General features: G+C 72.0%; 14 protein-coding genes and 1 pseudogene. 3 read left to right on the top strand and 12 right to left on the bottom strand.

Annotated elements, in window-relative coordinates:
• Positions 1 to 128 precede the first annotated feature (128 nt).
• The gene (locus I4Q55_RS32920; protein ID WP_374194508.1) at positions 129 to 1526 is read left to right on the top strand and encodes an MFS transporter; all 1398 of its coding nucleotides are present in this window, start codon (positions 129 to 131) and stop codon (positions 1524 to 1526) included.
• Here I4Q55_RS32920 and I4Q55_RS32915 read toward each other — a convergent pair.
• The 6 genes from I4Q55_RS32915 to I4Q55_RS32890 are packed head-to-tail and all read right to left on the bottom strand — an operon-like array spanning position 1523 to position 7604.
• On the bottom strand, positions 1523 to 2329 hold the full coding sequence (locus I4Q55_RS32915; protein WP_206793419.1) for an SAM-dependent methyltransferase: 807 nt from the start codon (positions 2327 to 2329) through the stop codon (positions 1523 to 1525). The two genes, I4Q55_RS32920 and I4Q55_RS32915, sit on opposite strands and share 4 nt — an antisense overlap.
• Positions 2330 to 2378: 49 nt before the next feature.
• Complete coding sequence (locus I4Q55_RS32910) at positions 2379 to 3008, bottom strand: histidine phosphatase family protein (protein ID WP_206793417.1); 630 nt, start codon at positions 3006 to 3008, stop codon at positions 2379 to 2381.
• Positions 3008 to 3814, bottom strand: coding sequence for an SAM-dependent methyltransferase (locus tag I4Q55_RS32905; RefSeq protein ID WP_206793415.1), 807 nt, complete (start codon positions 3812 to 3814; stop codon positions 3008 to 3010). Before I4Q55_RS32905 ends, I4Q55_RS32910 begins: the two co-directional genes overlap by 1 nt.
• Positions 3811 to 4614 carry an SAM-dependent methyltransferase gene (locus I4Q55_RS32900; RefSeq protein ID WP_206793413.1) on the bottom strand — a complete coding sequence of 268 codons (804 nt, stop codon included), beginning with the start codon at positions 4612 to 4614 and terminating at the stop codon, positions 3811 to 3813. The genes I4Q55_RS32905 and I4Q55_RS32900 overlap by 4 nt, the downstream gene beginning before the upstream one ends.
• Positions 4615 to 4659: 45 nt before the next feature.
• The gene (locus I4Q55_RS32895) at positions 4660 to 6213 is read right to left on the bottom strand and encodes an acetolactate synthase large subunit (RefSeq protein WP_206793479.1); all 1554 of its coding nucleotides are present in this window, start codon (positions 6211 to 6213) and stop codon (positions 4660 to 4662) included.
• A gap of 5 nt (positions 6214 to 6218) precedes the next feature.
• Positions 6219 to 7604: an FAD-binding oxidoreductase gene (locus I4Q55_RS32890; RefSeq protein WP_206793411.1), complete on the bottom strand. Its 1386-nt coding sequence runs from the start codon at positions 7602 to 7604 to the stop codon at positions 6219 to 6221.
• 191 nt (positions 7605 to 7795) lie between these two features.
• Here I4Q55_RS32890 and I4Q55_RS32885 point away from each other — a divergent pair, with 191 nt between their 5' ends.
• Positions 7796 to 10537 (top strand): hypothetical protein, encoded by a 2742-nt coding sequence (locus I4Q55_RS32885; protein ID WP_206793409.1) that lies wholly within the window; start codon positions 7796 to 7798, stop codon positions 10535 to 10537.
• Positions 10538 to 10546: 9 nt separating this feature from the next.
• On the opposite strand, the gene I4Q55_RS32880 is transcribed toward I4Q55_RS32885, so the two are convergent.
• Both I4Q55_RS32880 and I4Q55_RS32875 read right to left on the bottom strand, forming a co-directional pair.
• Complete coding sequence (locus tag I4Q55_RS32880) at positions 10547 to 11026, bottom strand: roadblock/LC7 domain-containing protein (protein WP_206793477.1); 480 nt, start codon at positions 11024 to 11026, stop codon at positions 10547 to 10549.
• Between the two features lie 5 nt (positions 11027 to 11031).
• Complete coding sequence (locus I4Q55_RS32875) at positions 11032 to 11403, bottom strand: hypothetical protein (RefSeq protein ID WP_206793407.1); 372 nt, start codon at positions 11401 to 11403, stop codon at positions 11032 to 11034.
• Between the two features lie 204 nt (positions 11404 to 11607).
• On the opposite strand from I4Q55_RS32875, the pseudogene I4Q55_RS32870 reads away from it, so the two are divergent.
• Positions 11608 to 12434: pseudogene (locus I4Q55_RS32870) on the top strand (aldo/keto reductase).
• 90 nt (positions 12435 to 12524) lie between these two features.
• Here I4Q55_RS32870 and I4Q55_RS32865 read toward each other — a convergent pair.
• The 4 genes from I4Q55_RS32865 to I4Q55_RS32850 are packed head-to-tail and all read right to left on the bottom strand — an operon-like array spanning position 12525 to position 17348.
• Positions 12525 to 13559 carry a VCBS repeat-containing protein gene (locus tag I4Q55_RS32865; protein WP_206793405.1) on the bottom strand — a complete coding sequence of 345 codons (1035 nt, stop codon included), beginning with the start codon at positions 13557 to 13559 and terminating at the stop codon, positions 12525 to 12527.
• 32 nt (positions 13560 to 13591) lie between these two features.
• Complete coding sequence (locus I4Q55_RS32860; protein WP_206793403.1) at positions 13592 to 14539, bottom strand: glycoside hydrolase family 6 protein; 948 nt, start codon at positions 14537 to 14539, stop codon at positions 13592 to 13594.
• Positions 14536 to 16404: a hypothetical protein gene (locus tag I4Q55_RS32855; protein ID WP_206793401.1), complete on the bottom strand. Its 1869-nt coding sequence runs from the start codon at positions 16402 to 16404 to the stop codon at positions 14536 to 14538. Before I4Q55_RS32855 ends, I4Q55_RS32860 begins: the two co-directional genes overlap by 4 nt.
• Complete coding sequence (locus I4Q55_RS32850; protein WP_206793399.1) at positions 16389 to 17348, bottom strand: polyprenyl synthetase family protein; 960 nt, start codon at positions 17346 to 17348, stop codon at positions 16389 to 16391. The genes I4Q55_RS32855 and I4Q55_RS32850 overlap by 16 nt, the downstream gene beginning before the upstream one ends.
• Between the last annotated feature and the right edge of the window lie 18 nt (positions 17349 to 17366).

The raw sequence follows: 17366 nt of genomic DNA, 5'->3' as shown, positions 1-17366 counted from the left end.
GTCTAGGAGAACGGGGCACCGGTTTCCGGCTGTGACGAAACCGCCACTCGGACGGAAACCCGTCACCCCGTGGGTACAGTGCACGAAGTTGCATGATGCGTACTAAGTACACGCTTGGGGGTGTGTCGGTGTCCGGTTCCGGCCGCGCGGTCGTCGTGGTGCTCGCCTCGTGCGGGCTCGTCGCTTCGTTCATGCAGACGCTGGTCGTGCCGCTGATCCCGGTCTTCCCGCGGCTGCTGAACGTCCCGGCGGCCGACGCGTCCTGGGTCGTCACCGTGACGCTGCTGGCCGCGTCCGTCGTCACGCCGGTCAGCGGACGGCTCGGCGACCTCTACGGCAAACGGCGGATGATCCTCGTCAGCCTCGGCCTGCTCGTCGCCGGCTCGGTCGTGTCCGCGACCACCAGCGCGCTCGCGTTCCAGATCCTCGGCCGCGGGCTGCAGGGCTGCGCGATGGGCGTGATCCCGCTCGGCATCAGCATCATGCGCGACGAGCTCCCGCCCGAACGCGTCGGCGGCGCGATCTCGCTGATGAGCGCGACGCTCGGCGTCGGCGGCGCCATCGGGCTGCCGGTCGCGGCCGTGGTGGCCGAGCACGCCGACTGGCACGTGCTCTTCTGGACCGCCGCCGGGCTCGGGCTGGCTTGCGCGCTGCTGATCCTCACCGTGGTGCCGGAGTCGCCGCTGCGCACGCCCGCGCCGTTCGACTTCTTCGGGGCGTTCGGACTGGCCGCCGGGCTGCTCTGCCTGCTGCTGCCGGTGGTCAAGGGCGGCACGTGGGGCTGGACCAGCGCGCCCACGCTCGGGCTCGCCGCGGCCGCCGTCGTCGTCCTGCTCGCGTGGGGCGCCTACCAGCTGCGCCGCCGCGACCCGCTGGTCGACCTGCGGGTGTCCGCAAGACGTCCAGTGCTGTTCACGAATTTGGCGTCGATCATGGTCGGGTTCGCGCTGTACGCCATGGCCTTGTCGTTCCCGCAGCTCCTGCAGGCGCCGGCGTCGACCGGTTACGGGCTGGGCCAGACGATGGTCGAGTCCGGTCTCACGCTCGCCCCGAACGGCCTGGTCATGATGCTGCTGTCGCCGGTTTCGGCGCGGCTCATCGCCCGGGTCGGCCCGCGCCCGACGCTGATCAGCGGCGCGCTGGTGATCGCGGCCGGGTACGCGTTCGCGATCGTGCTGATGGACAACGCGTTCGAGCTGATCACGGCGTCGGTGATCATCGGCGCGGGCGTCGGCATCGCGTACGCGGCGATGCCGGCCCTGATCATGGGGTCGGTGCCGGTGACCGAAACGGCGTCGGCGAACGGCCTGAACTCGCTGATGCGCTCGGTCGGGACGGCGATCTCCAGCGCGGTGATGGCGGCGATGCTGGCCCAGCTGACGATCACCGCAGGCGGGCTGCCGGTGCCGTCGCTGTTCGGCTTCCGCGCGACGTTCGCGGTCGCCGCGTTCGTCGCGCTGGTGGGTGCGCTGCTGGCGGCGCTGGTCCCGGGGAAGCGGACCGCGCCGGCGCCGGCCGGCGTCTAGTTCTTGCGTGCCACCAGCGCCAAGCCGCCGCACTCCGCGGGGTTCGGCGGGACGTCCGCGGGGTCGTCCGGCCGCCACTCGGGGATGAACACGATGCCCGGCTCCACGATCTCGAAGCCGTCGACCAGGGCCCGGAGCTCGTCGGCCGAACGCGGCGTCACCGGGTTCGCGCTCTTCTGGTACATCGCGACGGCGCGGGCCGTGCCGTCGCTCTGCTGCTCGTAGGTGGCGGACGACAGCGCGAGGTAGCTGCCGGGCGCGAGCGCGTCGCGGTAGGCGGCGATCAGCCGGGCCGGGTCGCGCTCGTCCGGGATGAAGTGCACGAACAGCGCCATCACGACCATCACCGGCTGGTCCAGGTCCAGCAGCATCTCGGTGGTGTCGTGGTCGAGGACGTCGTCGGGGAACTCGGCGTCGGCGTGCACCATCACCGCGTTCTCGTTGTCCTCCAGGACGATCTCGCTGTGCGCGACGGCGATCGGCTCGTTGTCGACGTAGACGACGCGGGCGGCGGGGTCGATCGCCTGCGCCACTTCGTGCACGTGCCCCACGGTCGGCATGCCGGAGCCGATGTCGAGGAACTGCCGGATGCCCTGGTCCATCCCGAACCGGATGGCCCGGCGCAGCCACTGCCGGTTCAGCCGCGCCCGCTCGCGCGCGTTCGGCTGCGCGGCGAGCACCTGCTCGGCGAACACCCGGTCGACGGCGTAGTTGAGCTGCCCGCCGAGGATGTAGTCGTAGACGCGCGCCGCGTTGGGCTTGTCGAGGTCGATGCCCCGCCGTGCGTGCTCGTCTTCGCTCATCCGCCGCTCCCGGATTCAGGTGTGCCGCGAGAATAGCCGGGTGCCCCGCTCAGCCGGCGAGGTGACCGGTGTCGTTCAGCGTGTGCAGTGTCCGGTTGTGGAAGCGGTCGTCCTCGGCGAGCACGGTGATGCCTCCGGCACTCGCCCGGAAGGACGCGTACGCGCAAGCCTCGACCGGCAGGCCCAGCCACGCTGCGACGACCCAGCTCAGCGAGCCGCCGTGGGTGACGGCCACCTGGTGTTCCGCCGTGCCCGACCGGATGCGGCCGACAGCGCGGTACACGCGTGTCACCCACTCGAGCTTGGTTTCGGCGCCCTCGACGCCCTCGTCGTGGTCAAGGCGCTCGCCGGTGGCCGGCGGCGGCACGAACCGCTCGTCGAGCCAGGCCTGCGGCCGCCCGCCCGCGACACCGTAGGACTTCTCCCGCAGGTCCGGCACGAGCACCGCGTCCACGCCGAAGCGACGCGCGATCGGCGCCGCGGTTTCGGCCGCCCGCCGGAGGTCGGAGCTGTACAGCTCGATCGTCGCCGCGGGCGGGACCAGCTCGCGCAGCCGGGCCGCGATCGCCGTCGCGTGGACCCGGCCACGGGCGGTCAGCCGCGAGTCGAACCACCCGCCGACCCGGCCCGCCACGTGGTGGGTGGCTTCGGGGTGGGTGACGACGTAGAGCCGGCGCACTAGTTCTTGCGGCCCACCAGGGCCAGCTGACTGGCCTGCTCCGGGTGCGCCCCGACCTCGGCCGGGTCGTCCGGGCGCCACTCCGGTGTGAACACGATCCCCGGCGGCAGGATCTCGAAGCCGTCCACCAGCGCGCGCAGTTCCGCACGCGATCGCGCGACGACGTCGGTGCCGCTCTTCCGGTACAGCTCCGCCGCGCGGCGGACCTCCTCGCCCTGTCCCTCGAACGTGCCCGACGACAGCGCCAGGTAGCTGCCCGGCGCGAGTGCGTCGCGGTAGGCCGCGACGAGCCCGGCCGGGTGCCGGGCGTCCGGGACGAAGTGGATGAACGCCGCCATGATCAGCATCACCGGCTCGGTGAAGTCCAGCAGCCGCTCGGTCGTCGGGTGCTCGAGGACGTCGGCCGGGAGCTCCGCGTCGGCCTGCACCATCGCCGCGTTGTCGTTGTCCTCCAAGACGATCTCGCTGTGCGCCACCGCGATCGGCTCGTTGTCGACGTAGACCACCCGGGACGCCGGGTCGATCGACTGGGCGATCTCGTGCACGTGCCCCACGGTCGGCATGCCGGAGCCGATGTCCAGGAACTGGCGGATGCCCTGCTCGGCGCCGAACCGGACCGCGCGGCGCAGCCACTTCCGGTTGAGCAGGGCCAGCTCCCTGGCCTCCGGCCGCACCTCGAGGATCCGCTCGGCGAACTCCCGGTCGATCGCGTAGTTGAGCTTGCCGCCGATCAGGTAGTCGTACACGCGTGCCGCGTTCGGCCTGTCGAAGTCGATCCCGCGGCTCGCGTGCTCGTCGGTCGTCACCGTTCCTTGCGGGCCACCAGGGCGAGCCCGCCCGACTGCTCCGGCGGGTCTTCGAGCGGGGCGTCCGGGCGCCACTCCGGCGTGAACACCACGCCGGGCGGCAGGATCTCGAACCCGTTCACCAGCGCGCGCAGCTCGTCGGCGGAACGCAGCGTCAACGGCGTCCCGCTCTTCTCGTACAGTGCGACCGTCCGCTGTGTCTCCTCGCCCTGGCCGTCCCACGTTCCCGACGACAGCGCCAGCAGGCTGCCCGGGGCGAGCACCTCGCTGTAGCGCGCGATCAGGCCGGCCGGGTCGCGGGAGTCGGGGATGAAGTGGACGAACGCCGCCATGATGACCATCACCGGCTTGCCGAAGTCGATCAGCTCCGTCGTGGTCGGGTGCTCCAGCACCTCGTCGGGGTACTCGGCGTCGGCCTGCACCATCACCGCGTTCTCGTTGTCCTCCAGGACGATCTCGCTGTGCGCGACGGCGATTGGCTCGTTGTCGACGTAGACCACCCGGGACTTCGGGTCGATCGACTGGACGACCTCGTGCACGTGCCCGACCGTCGGCATGCCGGAGCCGATGTCGAGGAACTGCCGGATGCCCTGCTCCGCGCCGAACCGCGCGGCACGGCGCAGCCACGCCCGGTTGACCAGCGCCATGTGCCGGGCGTTCGGCAGCACGCCCAGGATCTGGTCGGCGAACATCCGGTCGACGGCGTAGTTGAGCTTGCCGCCGATCATGTAGTCGTACACGCGCGCAGCGTTCGGCCGGTCGAGGTCGATGCCCCGCTTCGCGTGTTCGTCTTCGCTCATCCGCCGCTCCCGGGCTCAGGGGTGTGACGGGAGAATAGTCCGTTTCTACAGCAGCGGCGGCACCGCGGCGTCGATGAGGTGCGGGCCGGGCTCGGCGAAGGCCCGCTGGAGCTGTTCGGCGAGCTCTTCGGCGGTGGTCGCGCGCGACGCCGGGACGCCCATGCCCTCCGCGATCTTCACGAAGTCCATGTCCGGCCGGGACAGGTCGAGCAGGTCGTTCGCCTTCGGGCCGCCCGAGGCCGCGCCGACGCGCTGCAGCTCCAGCCGCAGGATCGCGTACGCGCGGTTGTTGAGCAGCACCGTCGTGACGTTCAGGTTCTCCCGCGCCTGCGTCCACAGCGCCGAAATCGTGTACAGCGCGCTGCCGTCGGACTGCAGGTTGAGCACCGGCCGGTCCGGCGCCGCGACGGCCGCCCCGGTCGCCACCGGCATGCCGTAGCCGATCGCGCCACCCGTCAGGGTGAGGACGTCGTGCCGCGGCGCGCCGGCCGTCGCCATCGGCAGCATCAGGCCGGACGTGTTGGCCTCGTCGGCGATGATCGCGTTGTCCGGCAGCAGCGCGCCGATCACCTCGACCCAGTTCTGCGGGGTCAGCGGCCCGCTCGGCAGCGCCGGCCGGGACGCCGGGGCCAGCACCGGCTCGGTGTCCGCGGCGACCAGGTCGGCGACCTCGTTCAGCGCCCGCGTGACGTCCTGCCCGACCGCCGCAAGCGTGTGCACCTGGGCGCCTTCGGGCACCAGGTCGCTCGCCTTGCCCGGGTAGGCGAAGAAAGACACCGGCGCCTTCGTGCCGGCGACGACGACGTGCTTGATCCCGTCGAGCTGGTAGGCGACCTGCTCGGCGAGGTAGCCGAGCCGCTCGATCGACGGCAGCCCGGCGCCGCGCTCCAGCCGGGCCGGGAACGTCTCGACGAACGCCTTCGCGCCGGTCGCCGCCGCGATCCGGCTCGCGGCCCGCAGGCCTTCCTCGCGGCACGCGCTGCCGCCGACGAGCAGCGCCACCGGCTCCCCGGTGCCGAACACCGCGGCGATGTCCTTGACGGTCGTGGCGTCCACGGCCTGCGGCACGCGCGGCGGGATCGGCGCGCAGGTCTCGCCGCCCTCGCCCCAGGAGGCGTCCGCGGGCAGGATCAGCGTGGCGACGCGGCCGGGCGCGTCCTGCGCGGCGGCGACCGCGGCGGCGGCGTCCGCCCCGACGTCCTTGGTGTGCTCCGAGCGGCGCACCCAGCCTTCCAGCGAGCCCGCGACGGCCTCGATGTCCGACTCCAGCGGCGCGTCGTACTGCTTGTGGTAGGTCGCGTGGTCGCCGACGACGTTGACGATCGGCGTGTGCGCGCGGCGCGCGTTGTGCAGGTTCGCCAGCCCGTTGCCCAGGCCGGGACCGAGGTGCAGCAGCGTCGCGGCGGGCTTGTCCGCGATGCGCGCGTAGCCGTCGGCCGCACCGGTGACGACACCCTCGAAGAGCGCGAGCACGCCCCGCATCTCCGGGACGGAATCGAGCGCGGCGACGAAGTGCATCTCCGACGTGCCCGGGTTCGCGAAACACACCTCGACGCCGGCGTCGACCAGCGTGCGGATCAGGGACTGGGCGCCGTTCATCTCGCTCATGCTTTTCCTTCGGGGAAGAGAACGCCGGGGTTGAGGATCCCGGCGGGGTCGAAGCTCTGCTTGATCCGGCGCATCAGCTCGATCTTCGCCGGGTCTTCGAGCTCGGAGTGGTAGTGCGCCTTGGTGCGGCCGAGGCCGTGCTCGCCGGAGATCGCGCCGCCGAGTTCCATGGCGTAGGCGAAGATGTCGGTGAGCAGCTGCTTCCGCTTGGGCGCGTCCTTGCAGAAGATGCCGAGGTGGACGTTGCCGTCGCCGGCGTGCCCGCAGCCGAGCGCGCCGCCGCCGGCGGCCATCGCGAGCTCCCGCGCCCTGGTGATGAACTGCGGCATCGCGGTCCGCGGCACGACGACGTCGATGACATCGTCGGCACCGGCCGCCTTCGCGGTCCAGAACGCCTTCTCGCGGGCTTCGATGAGCTTGCGGGCGGCGTTGCCTTCGAGGACGTAGACGTCGGTGGCGCCCAGTTCGCCGAGCAGCTCGCCGACGGTTTCGACGTCTTCCCCGAGGCGGCCGGTCTCCCGGTTTTCCAGCGCCACCACGAGGTACGCCTCGCTGGTCTCGCGGATCTTGTCCGGAACACCCAGTTCGAGCTTCTCGTTGTAGACGATCGCCGCCATCGTCAGGTTGTCGATGTACTCGAGGATGTGCGGCGCGAGCCCGCTGGAGAGGATGGCGGGCACGGCGGCCATCACCTGGCCGAAGTCGCCGAAGGGGGCGAGCACCGTGGCGCCGTGGGCCAGCCGCGGGTGCAGCTTGACGGTGATTTCGGTGGCCAGCGCGAGGGTGCCCTCGGAGCCGATGATCAGCTGCGTGAGGTCGTAGCCGGTGGACACCTTCGACGTCTTGCCGCCGGTCCGGATGATCTCGCCGGTCGGCAGCACGGCCTGCAGGCCGAGCACGTTGTGGCGGGTGACGCCGTACTTGACCGCCCGCATCCCGCCGGCGTTGGTCCCGACGTTCCCGCCGACGCTCGCGCTGAGCTCACCGGGGTAGACGGTGTAGCCGAGCCCGGCTTCGGCGGTCCTGGCGTCGAGCTCGGCGAGGGTCACCCCGGGCTGGACGACGGCGACGTGGTTGCCGGTGTCGACCTCGAGGACGGCGTTCATCCGCTCGAAGGAGATCAGCAGCCCGTCCGCCGTCGGCCGGGCGGCCCCCGACAGCCCGCTGCCGGAGCCGCGGGCGGTCACGGGGACGTTGTGTTCCGAAGCGGCCTTCAGCAGCTCCGCGACTTCTTCGGCCGTTGCCGGCTTCGCGACGTACGCCGGCTTCTGCGGCTCCGCCGACAAAGCTTCGTCGTGCGCGTAGTCCTCCGGGATCGCTTCGCCCGTGAGCAGGTTCTTGGCCCCGACGATCTCGGCCAGCCGTGCCGCCACGTCGCCCATCGGCAGTTTCTCCTCCGCGCCGTTGCTGTGGTTACCGCAGCGTAGTACGTACCGGCGGTACGCCGCCATGAAGGGTTTTCATGTTCTTCTTGCTCCATTCAGGTAGAACTCCCGCCATTGCCGTTCCTGTCCGGTCTGCCGTGCTTCTCCTTGATCGGAGGCACCGTCGCGAGCGGTCGGAGGGGCGGAACATGAATGGTCTCGACCCGGTGTTGCGGGAAGTGCGCGAGCTGATCGACCGCCCGCGCTGGAGGTGGTCCAAGAGGCACCGGGACGACCTGCGCGGGGAGCAGGCGCTGCCGCTGCTGTGCCTGATCGGCGAGCCGGGCGCGACCGAGGCCGTGACGGAGGCCCTGGCCGCCCGGCTCAACCCGGATCCGGCCCGGCTCGACCGGGCGCCGTCGCGGCTGATCCCGTCCGCCTCGGTCGACGCCACCCTGATCACCGTAGATTCCGGGGACGGCCGTCCGGTGCTGCCGTTGCTCAACCACCTGGTCAAGCACCTGAGCTCGGACCGGTTCGGGGCGGGCAAGGAGATCCCGTTCCACACCTTCCGCCTGGTGGACTGGCTGACCCGGCACAGCAAGTCCACGCTCGAACGCGATCAGCAGGCACCGCTGCGCTCGAAGCTCCTCGAGTGGTACGCCCCGACCGCGCCCGAGGACGAGAGCACCGAACTGCTCGGCCGCATGGTGACCGCCGTGGCGCCGGAAAAGGCGCTCGCGCTGACCAGGCTGATGCCGCGGCTGCTGTCCCGGTTCGGGCGGTGGCTGTGGTTGCGGGGGCTTCGCGGCGGTGAGCCTCGGTGGCTGATGCGGCAGCAGTTCATGGTGCCCAAGCATTCCGCCGATTTCCTGGGGTTCGCCCGGCGGCTCACCACCGACGCCCGCAAGTACGAGAACCTCGAACAGCTGAAGCTGCTCCTGGTCCACGCTTTCCTGCGGGACCTGCGCCTGTTCTACGGAACTCGCACCTGGTGGCTGCGCCGGTGGCGGCGCACCGCCTACCTCACCGCCGTCCTCCACGGGATCACCGAGGCCAACGGAGGCTGGGAGCTCCTGCGCCTGGTCAACGACGTGCGCAACCAGACCGGCGAGCACGACCCGTTGCTCGTCGTCGCGACCGCGACGGACGTCCCGGACAGCCTCGACGTCAAGCCCGGCTCGGTCCGCACGATCGAGGAGAACGTCGCCAGCTGGAAGGACAACCTGCCACGGCGACGGCAGCAGTTCCGGCCGGCGGCCCGGTTCCTCGTCATCCGGCTCGACGGCGAAGATCCGGTGTCCCGGCACGACGCGGGCAGCGGCCGGCACTGGGAACCGAGGAAGATCCCCTGGTTCGCCCGCAAACCGGCCGTGGTCACCGCGGTGCTGCTGTTCCTGGCCGGGACGGGCGTGATCGCGTGGACGACGCGGCCGGAGCCCGTCCCCGACCCGTGCGGGGTCGCCGGATTCCCGGAGGCGGGCGCCGTCCTGATGCCGGAGACCGGGGAATGCGTCGGGGTGAGTGCCGGCGGCTACGTCTTCGGCAGCACGGACAAGCTGCGCAAGGCCCAAGAGGCGGTGTTCGAGCAGAACGAGATCGCGGAGCGCCTGCACGGCACCAACCCCGACCGCTCGATCGTCACGCTGGTCTACTTCGCCGAACTGACCCATCCCGACACCCGGGAAGGCACCGACGACGCCGAGGCGGAGGAGGTGACCGGGCTGCTGATCCAGCAGTCGCAGTACAACACGGTGGGCAACTCCACCGAGGACGCCCTGAATCCGCTGCTGCGGATCGTGATCGCCAACGGTGGCTACCAGATGCGGCACGCGCGGCGCGCGGTCGACCAGTTCATCGCGCCGCTCGCCGAGCGGGACCCGACGGTGATGGGTGTCGTGGGTGGCGGCCGGAGTGTCACCCAGACCGAGAGTGCCATCGGCGCGCTCGGGGCGTTCGGCATCCCCATCGTGGCCACGACGCTGACCGGGGACTCGCTGCCCGCACTGTCACCGCTGTACTTCCAGCTCGTCGCGGGCAATCGCCCGCAGGCACGGCTGGCCGCCGAGTACGCCGCGGCCACCCGGCGGACGGTGACCGTCTACCACCCCGATCTCGCCCAGGAGCCCGACCAGTACCTCAGCTCGCTGCGCGACAGGTTCGCCGAACTCGCGCACGGGAACCCGTCGATCCGATTGCGCCAGTGGCGCACGCCGTCGACCGTGCGGGTCGACTGCCGCGCGGACGACATCGCGTTCTACGCGGGCCGCGAGACCGGGTTCACCGACTTCCTCAACCACGTCCTCGACGACTGCCCGGCCACCGGCAAGCCCACCATCATCGGCGACGACGCGGTGACCCGGTTCATCGCCCAGGGGGAGAGCCGCCGGTCCGACCGGTTCTCGAACGTTTCGCTCGGGTACGTGTCCCTGGCCAACCGGGTCGTGCTCGCCGGCAGCTCCTGCGTCTCCGAGGGAAAGCCCGCCGCGGGCAGCGACCCGGACGGTCAGCGGCCGCTGACCATCTTCTGCACCGGGCTGAAAGGGCTGTACTCGCCGCGGGAGGACCGGCCGGCCGCCTGGCAGGCGTTCGGGGCGGAGCTCGCCGCGCACGGCGGCAACCGCCGCTGGACCGGGGAGCGCGTCGGGACTGCCTACGACGCGGCCGGGCTGTACCTCACCGCCGTGAACCGCAACAAGCTCCGGGCGGTCCCCGAGGCAGGCAAGCTCGCCCCCAACCGGGCGACGGTCGCCCAGGAGTTCCGCGAGTTCGACTGCTCCGACCCGATGAGCGCGGCTTGCTTCAAGGGCGTGTCGGGCCGGATCGACTTCCGGGCCGGCCGCGACGGGGCCGGCCGGCCGCTGGCCGTCGTCACCATCAACGACATCACCGCCATCGACGCCAACCCCGTCTGCACCTTCCGCTTCCAGGACAGCGCGCCCTGCCCCTGAGTTCCGTAGTCAGTTTTCCGCGGCCAGAGCCTCCTGGAGCAGCGTCAGCGCCTGCTTGGCGACGACGTTGAACAGGCCCATGGTCGTGTCCGGCCGGGCGAACAGGACCAACAGGACGGACCCCTGCACGGGGAAGACGCAGACGTGGCCGAGCGAGCCCTGGAACATCGCCCCGCGAGCTTCGCCGAGGCCGGCCTGGCCGACGAACCTCGTGGCGAGCCCGACGGCGGCGGCCGCCATGGCCGCGACGCTGTCGTCTTCGATTTCCCGGGTGTCGCTGGCCAGCAGCAGGCCGTCGCGGCTCGCCAGCAGGAGCCCGGTGATGTTGGCCCGGTCGACCTTGTCGCGGATCTCCGCCAGTGCCCCGGCCGCGGCCGCGGCTTCGGGGTGGGGTGGCTGGGCCTGCCGGATGCCGTCCGGAAAGCCCGGGGCCGCGCCTTGCTTGCGGGTGGGTAGCGGGATCGGGGCGCCGGGCGTCCCGGCCTGCATCCCGGTCACACGACCAGCTCGGCTTCGATGTTCTTCAGGTAGTGCCGCGCCAGCGCGAGGTTGGCGCGTTCGCGGTCCAGGACGAGGTACAGGAAGAGCGAGGAGTCGTGCTTGGCCGGCTTCAGCAGGCGGATCAGGTGGTACTGCCGGCCCAGGGTGATGAGGATGTCCTCGATGTCGTCGTTGAGCCGGAGCGCGGAGATCACCCGCAGCTTGGCGCGGACGACTTCGGTGTTGCCGGCGGCCGCGGTGTCGAGGTCGAGCCAGTCGCCGCCGCCCAGCGTCCCGAGCGCCATCCCGCTTTCGTAGTCGACCAGGGCCGCGCCCACCGCGCCGGAGATGGAAAGGGCTTCCTTCAACGCCGTTTCGATGTTCATCGGGCTCGCCTTCTCCTTGTTCCCGCGGTGGCCGGATTTGATCACCCTAGGGTTGCCCGATACGTCCGCATATCCCTGAACGGCCTAATCGTCCTGGTCTGTTGGCGCTAACAAGGAAGGTCGGCTTCACGGAGAGTGTTCACCGTAGATTTAGCTCAGGCTAAATCTCTAGTGGGTGACGGCGACGGCGGCGAAGCTTCCGGCATGACCTCGACGTACACCTTCGAAGACGGGCGTTCCGTGCACCGCTTGGGTTTCGGCGCGATGCGGCTCACCGGGTGGGACCACGTGAAGGACGGCGCGGCTGCTGTCGCGCGCCGCGCGGCCGAACTGGGCGTGACGTTCTTCGACACCGCCGACGCCTACGACCTCGGGCTGAACGAGGAGCTGCTCGCCGACGCCCTCCACCCGTACCGGGGGCTCTTCATCGCCACGAAGTGCGGGCACGCCCGCCCGAGCCGCGGCGAGTGGGTCCCGCTCGGCCGGCCGGAATACCTGCGGCAGCAAGCGGAACTCTCGCTGCGACGGCTGCGCGCCGACTGCCTCGATCTGCTGCAGCTGCACCGCGTCGACCCGCAGGTGCCGCTCGCCGACCAGGTCGGCGCGCTCGCCCGGCTGCGGGACGAGGGCAAGGTCGCGCGGATCGGGCTGTCCGAAGTGACCGTCGCGCAACTGGCCGAGGCGCGGGCCATCGCACCGATCGCGAGCGTCCAGAACCGCTACCACCTGACCGACCGCGGGTCCGACGACGTGCTGGCCTATTGCGAGCGCGAGCGGATCGCGTTCGTCCCCTGGCTCCCGATCGCCCGCGGCGGCCACGCCACGGCGGGCGGGGCGGGGTGCTCGCCAAGATCGCGGCGGACGTCGGCGCGACACCCGCTCAGGTGTCCCTCGCCTGGCTGCTGCGCCGGTCGCCGGTCGTCGTCCCGATTCCGGGAACGTCGTCGCTCGCGCATCTCGAAGAAAACTGCGCCGCTGCGGACATCGTGCTTTCCGACGCCGATTTCGAGCGGCTGACCGCGCTGGGGTGAGCCGGGCGCACGACCGCGCAATTTTCCCGCCGCTCACCGACGGCAGCGTGGCGTACGTCGTGAAGACGGCGGAGTACGTCTCCGGGCAGGTCAGAAGATCCAGTCGTAGCGCGCCCACCCGGCCTGCACCAGCTGGCCGGTCGAGGCGTCGAACACCGTCTCCGGCTGGGCGGCGTTCCAGCGCCGGGAATGCAGGACTCCCCGGAACTCGCCGCTCGCGGTGATCCGGGCCGCGAAGTCCGGGTACTCGTCGGCGTTGAAGTCCGGGAAGAGGACGAAGTCGGCGCTATTCATCCCGGAGCCGATGATCTTGTACCACTTCGCGACGGGGTTTCCGTTGGAGTCGACCTCGGCGAAGATGTCCAGCGCCCACATCGTGCCGTCGGTCTGCGTGATGACGATGTCCTTGAAGTAGTCGCCCGTCAGGTCCGCGAGGTTGATGTCGGTGAGGTAGCCGGCGCCGTTCAGCAGCGCTCCCCGGTTGCTGTACGACGGCTTTCCGTTGACCATCCCGTCGTTCACGTAGAGGTAGACCGACTGGGCGCCGGAATCGCGGAAGACGATGTCCGCCCGGCCGTCCGGCTCGAGCGGGTTGTTCGGGTCACTGCCGACGTAGTCGGTGAGCAGGGGCAGCATGTTCGGCGCGAAGCCCTGCAGGAACCCGGTGTCGGCGGAGAGCTGCGGCGCGCCGGCCACCACGCCCTGGTTGAACGCGGCGTACATCACGCCGGCGCTGTCGATGCTCGCCACGTCGTTGCGTCCGTCGCCGTTCAGGTCGCCCTGGCCGAACCACACCCGGTTCGGGGTGGTGGCCCGGACCTGGACCGGCGCGGCCAGCGTGGCGGCTCCGGCCAGTGCCCCGCGGCCGGCGTGGACGTCGAGCCGTCCGGTGGCCCGGTCCCGGGTCAGCACGTCGTCGAGCCCGTCACCCGTCACGTCGTTCGCCGTCGCGGTGATCGAGGCCCGGGCCGCCGGTGCGGACTGGTGCCGCGCCATGGCGGCGAGCCCCGGGCCGACCGTCGGCAGGCCGGCCTCCGTCGTCGCGCCGGCCGGTGTTCCACCCAGTGTGATCTGCCAGGACACCATCGCGACGACGGTGGCCAGAACAGCTTGCCTTCTGCGCATCTCGAACCCCCCGTTTTCCTGTGGTGGTGGAATCAACCCCCGGCCAGTGCGGCGGCCAGTGCGGGCACGAATTCGCCCTTCGCCGAGCCGGGTGCGGTGCCGCACGGGCCGTCCGACGTGCCGGGCAAGGTGATCCACGCCTGCTGGAGCCCGGCCGGCTGGTTGGTGAACGAAGCACTCGGTCCCAGCTTGGCGCCCGCCGGGTTGCACGCCGAGGTGACCGGAGCACCGTTGCGGGCGCTGTCGGCGAACGCCGTGTAGTCACCACGGCCGGTCAGGCTCTGCACGGCCGACCGGATCTGCTGCGCTCGACCGGCGGCCAGTTCCGCGCCCGGTGCGTAGCCGCCGACGTTGAGCGAGAAGCCGTCGGCGCGGGCGAGGCCGGCCGCGGCGAGCCGCTGGGCCAGCGCGTCCGGCGGCACCGCCGCGGAAGTGGCGTCGAGCAGGGTTCGCGCGTCCGGTGCGAGGCCGCGCAGGGAATCGACGGCGGCGGCGAGGTACCCGGTCACCGCCGGGTCCGTTCCGCAGCGGGAACCGAGCAGCCCGGGTTCGAGGACCACGATGGCCTTCCGGTCGCCGATGCCGCGGGCGAAGGCGTCGACGAGCCCGGCGGCACCCGGGCGTGGGCAGGCTTCTTCGGCTCCGGCGAAGCTCGCGACCAGCAGCGGCATCATCCGGGCGTCCGCGGCCGCGGTCACGTAGGCACGGACGCGGGTGGTCAGGTCGGTCTCGGCGGCGGTGAACCAGCGCGCCGAGGGACGCACGCCGATGGTGCGTTCGATCAGCCCGGCGTCCGGGGCGCCGGGGTGGGCGCGCGCCCACGTCAGCGCGGCGTTGCCCGGATCCGGGTACACCTGGGCCAGCCCGTCGAGGACGCGGAGGTCCGGGGCCGGACCCGGTTCACCCGGTGGTGGCGTGACGCACCCCGCCGCCAGTGCCGCCACCGCCAGCAGCACCGTTGTGACCAGCGGCCGCCTCACCGGGCCGCCTCCACCGGCTCCGCGAGCGCGTGGGCGAACTGCCGGAGCACCTCCGCGGCTCGTGGCTCGGGGAGTTCCTCGAGCAGTGTCGTCGCCTTCGCCAGCTCCATCACCCGGGCTCGTTCCAGTTCGGCGATCAGGGGTTCCCGACGGTACCGGATCTCCTCCTCGGTGCCGTGGCCGAAACGAGCGGGGATGCCGGACAACCCGCTCGCGAGCGTGCTCGCCAGCGTCGTGTCGAGCCTGGTCCGGCGCCCTTCGAGCACACCGAGGTCCTCGGTCACCAGGAACAGCCGTCCGCAGCTGCGGCCGAACCGGCGCAGCACGCCGATCGTGCCGTCCGCCGCTCCGGCCAGGTGCGCGCCCATGCGGGCCGGGAACTCGAAAACGCCTTCGAACAACGCGACCACCGCGTCTTCCGCGCGCGACTTCACGAGGGCGCCGAGCCAGCCCGCGAACGCGTTCGCCAGATCCGGGCGGTGCCGGGTGAGGAGACCGGTCGCGGTGGCGAGCAGGTAGTCGGCCGCGATCACCGCCGAGGCGTACCGCCAGTCCACGCCCCGGCGCAGCGGTGTCGCCTCGCTTTCCGGGACGGTGTGCGCGACGGCGCCGAGCAGGGCGAGCTCGATCGCCGCGGCGACCGGCGCGTGTCGGACGTCGGGATGGTCCCCGCCGGACATCAGCGCTCCGGCGAGCAGGGTCGACGGCCGCACCCCGCGATAGCCCTGGCCGCCGAGCGTGTGCACGGCGAGGAACGGCCATTCCGCACCCACCGTCCGCACGATGACCTCGTTGCAGGACAACGTGAACGGCGCGAGGTAGGTGCGCGTGGTCTCGGGCAGCCGGTGCCGCGTGGTGAGGCTCCGGTGCGCGATCGGACCGCCCAGCAGCACCACCCGGTGGCCCTGGCGGAAGAACGGATGGTCCGAACGCGCCGAGCTCGACAGGATCCGCCACGCCAGGTGGTAGTGCCGGACGGCGTGGCGCGCGGTCTCGAAGTACCCGACGAACGCGGAGCGCAGGCCCGCCCGGTACGCGTCGGCCATCCGGTCCGGTGCGCCGCGGTGCCCGGTGACCGCGGCGGCCGCGATTTCGGCGCTGCGGACCGCGTTGGAGATGCCGTCGCCGGTGAACGGGTTGACCAGCCCGGCCGCCTCGCCCAGCACCAGCGTCCGGCCGCGCACGGCCGATTCCGGGGCGAACGCGGCGTTGACCGGGTACTCCGCCAGCGGGCCGGCCGGGGTGGCGCCGGCGAGGCGCGGGTCGGCCTCCCGGACGACCCGCACCACGGTGTCCAGGTCCGGCCGGACCGGCCTCATCACCGTCAGGGTGACCGTGGCCAGGTCCGTGCTGCCGGGCACCGGCACCACCCGCACCACGACGGGCAGGGCACGGGGATCGTCCGCCGCCGGCTGGGTCAGGTGGACGAGGACCTCGTGCCCCACCGGGCAGCCCCGCCAGGTCCCGGTGGTCGCGACCCCGTGGCCGGTGCGGCCGGACGCGTGCGCCGCTCCGGTCGCGTCGAGCACGATCTCCGGTGCCTCGCCGCCGGCTCGCTCCGCTTCGGCGGTCACCAGCCGGACGCCCGCGTCCCGCGCGGCCGCGCGAAGGCCGGCCAGCAGCGTGACGCGGGAGGTGATGGCCAAGCCCGGATCGGCGTACCGGCGTGGTGCCTCGCTGCCGAAGGAGAGCACGACCTCGGCCACACCGGCCGCGCCGGGCATCGAAGCGGTGCGTTCGTGCACCAGCTGCCGGTCGGCCGGCGGCCCCGGCGAGCCGGCCAGGACGACGTCCAGCCCGGCCTCGGCGAGCAGCCGTGCGGCGGTGCAGCCGGCGACCCCCGCACCGACTACGAGAGCGTCCATACCGCGTCGGTCACCTCCCGCAGCGCTGTCCACGCCGGCGTGGCTTCGAACGGAGCGAGCGCTTCGAACGCCCTGGCCCGGTGCCGGCGCGCTTCGGTGATCGCGTACTCGACGCCCCCGGCGGAGACCACGATTTCGCGGATCCGGGCGAGTTCCGCGGCGCCGATCTCGGGCGCCAGCAGCAGCGGTCCCAGCTCGTCCGGACGGGCCCGTACCGCGTGCAACGTGGGGAGGCCGAACAGGCCGAGCTTGTGGTCGGTGCCCGCCGGTTTCCCCGCGTTCCCCGGCAGGAAGTCCTTGCAGTCGTCCTGGATCTGGAAGCACACCCCGATCTCGATCGCGAAGGCCGCCACGGCCGGGACGAAGTCCGCCCCGGCCCCCGCGCAGCCCGCGCCGAGCACGCAGCACAGCTTGAACAGTTCGGACGTCTTCCGCTGCACCATCGCCACGTAGTCGTCGGTGCCGAACTCGGTGTCGTACGCGCGCTCGACGTCCATCATCTGGCCGAGCGCCATCGCCGCGCCGCAGCGGCCCCACGCGCCGGCGACCACGGGGCCGAGATCGGCCGCCTCCTGCCCGACCAGTGCGACGCAGGCCGTGCCGGCGAGGAGGGCGGTGCCGGCGCCCACCCCCTCGTGCGCCGCAAGCATCCCGCGCCGCGTCGCGGCCCGGTCCACCACGTCGTCGTGCAGCAGGGACGCGAGGTGCAGCAGCTCCACGATCGCGCCGATCCGGACCAGCTCGGCCGGGTCCGGCCGCCCGCCCGCCGCGGCCGCGGCGACCAAGGCCGACCGGACTCCCTTGCCCGGGTTGTGGATCAGCGGCAGCACGCACGGCCGCAGCCGGTCCGGCAGGTCCGCGGCGAGTTCCAGCAGCCGGGCCCGGACGGCACGGCGGAACACCGGTTGCGGGAACACGACATCCCGGTCGGCGAGGGCGGTCACGCCCCGCGCCCCGCGGCC

It is taken from the genome of Amycolatopsis sp. MtRt-6, assembly GCF_017308975.1.
In the GTDB taxonomy this organism is placed as follows: Bacteria; Actinomycetota; Actinomycetes; order Mycobacteriales; family Pseudonocardiaceae; genus Amycolatopsis.
This window is presented reverse-complemented; position numbering and strand designations above follow the sequence as displayed.

Bases quoted from the DNA above. Each gene is read 5' to 3' on its own strand.
- I4Q55_RS32915 (WP_206793419.1), bottom strand. From the start codon at position 2,329: ATGAGCGAAGACGAGCACGCACGGCGGGGCATCGACCTCGACAAGCCC.
- I4Q55_RS32900 (WP_206793413.1), bottom strand. From the start codon at position 4,614: ATGAGCGAAGACGAACACGCGAAGCGGGGCATCGACCTCGACCGGCCG.
- I4Q55_RS32895 (WP_206793479.1), bottom strand. From the start codon at position 6,213: ATGAACGGCGCCCAGTCCCTGATCCGCACGCTGGTCGACGCCGGCGTC.
- I4Q55_RS32890 (WP_206793411.1), bottom strand. From the start codon at position 7,604: ATGGGCGACGTGGCGGCACGGCTGGCCGAGATCGTCGGGGCCAAGAAC.
- I4Q55_RS32885 (WP_206793409.1), top strand. From the start codon at position 7,796: ATGAATGGTCTCGACCCGGTGTTGCGGGAAGTGCGCGAGCTGATCGAC.
- I4Q55_RS32880 (WP_206793477.1), bottom strand. From the start codon at position 11,026: ATGCAGGCCGGGACGCCCGGCGCCCCGATCCCGCTACCCACCCGCAAG.
- I4Q55_RS32875 (WP_206793407.1), bottom strand. From the start codon at position 11,403: ATGAACATCGAAACGGCGTTGAAGGAAGCCCTTTCCATCTCCGGCGCG.
- I4Q55_RS32865 (WP_206793405.1), bottom strand. From the start codon at position 13,559: ATGCGCAGAAGGCAAGCTGTTCTGGCCACCGTCGTCGCGATGGTGTCC.
- I4Q55_RS32855 (WP_206793401.1), bottom strand. From the start codon at position 16,404: ATGGACGCTCTCGTAGTCGGTGCGGGGGTCGCCGGCTGCACCGCCGCA.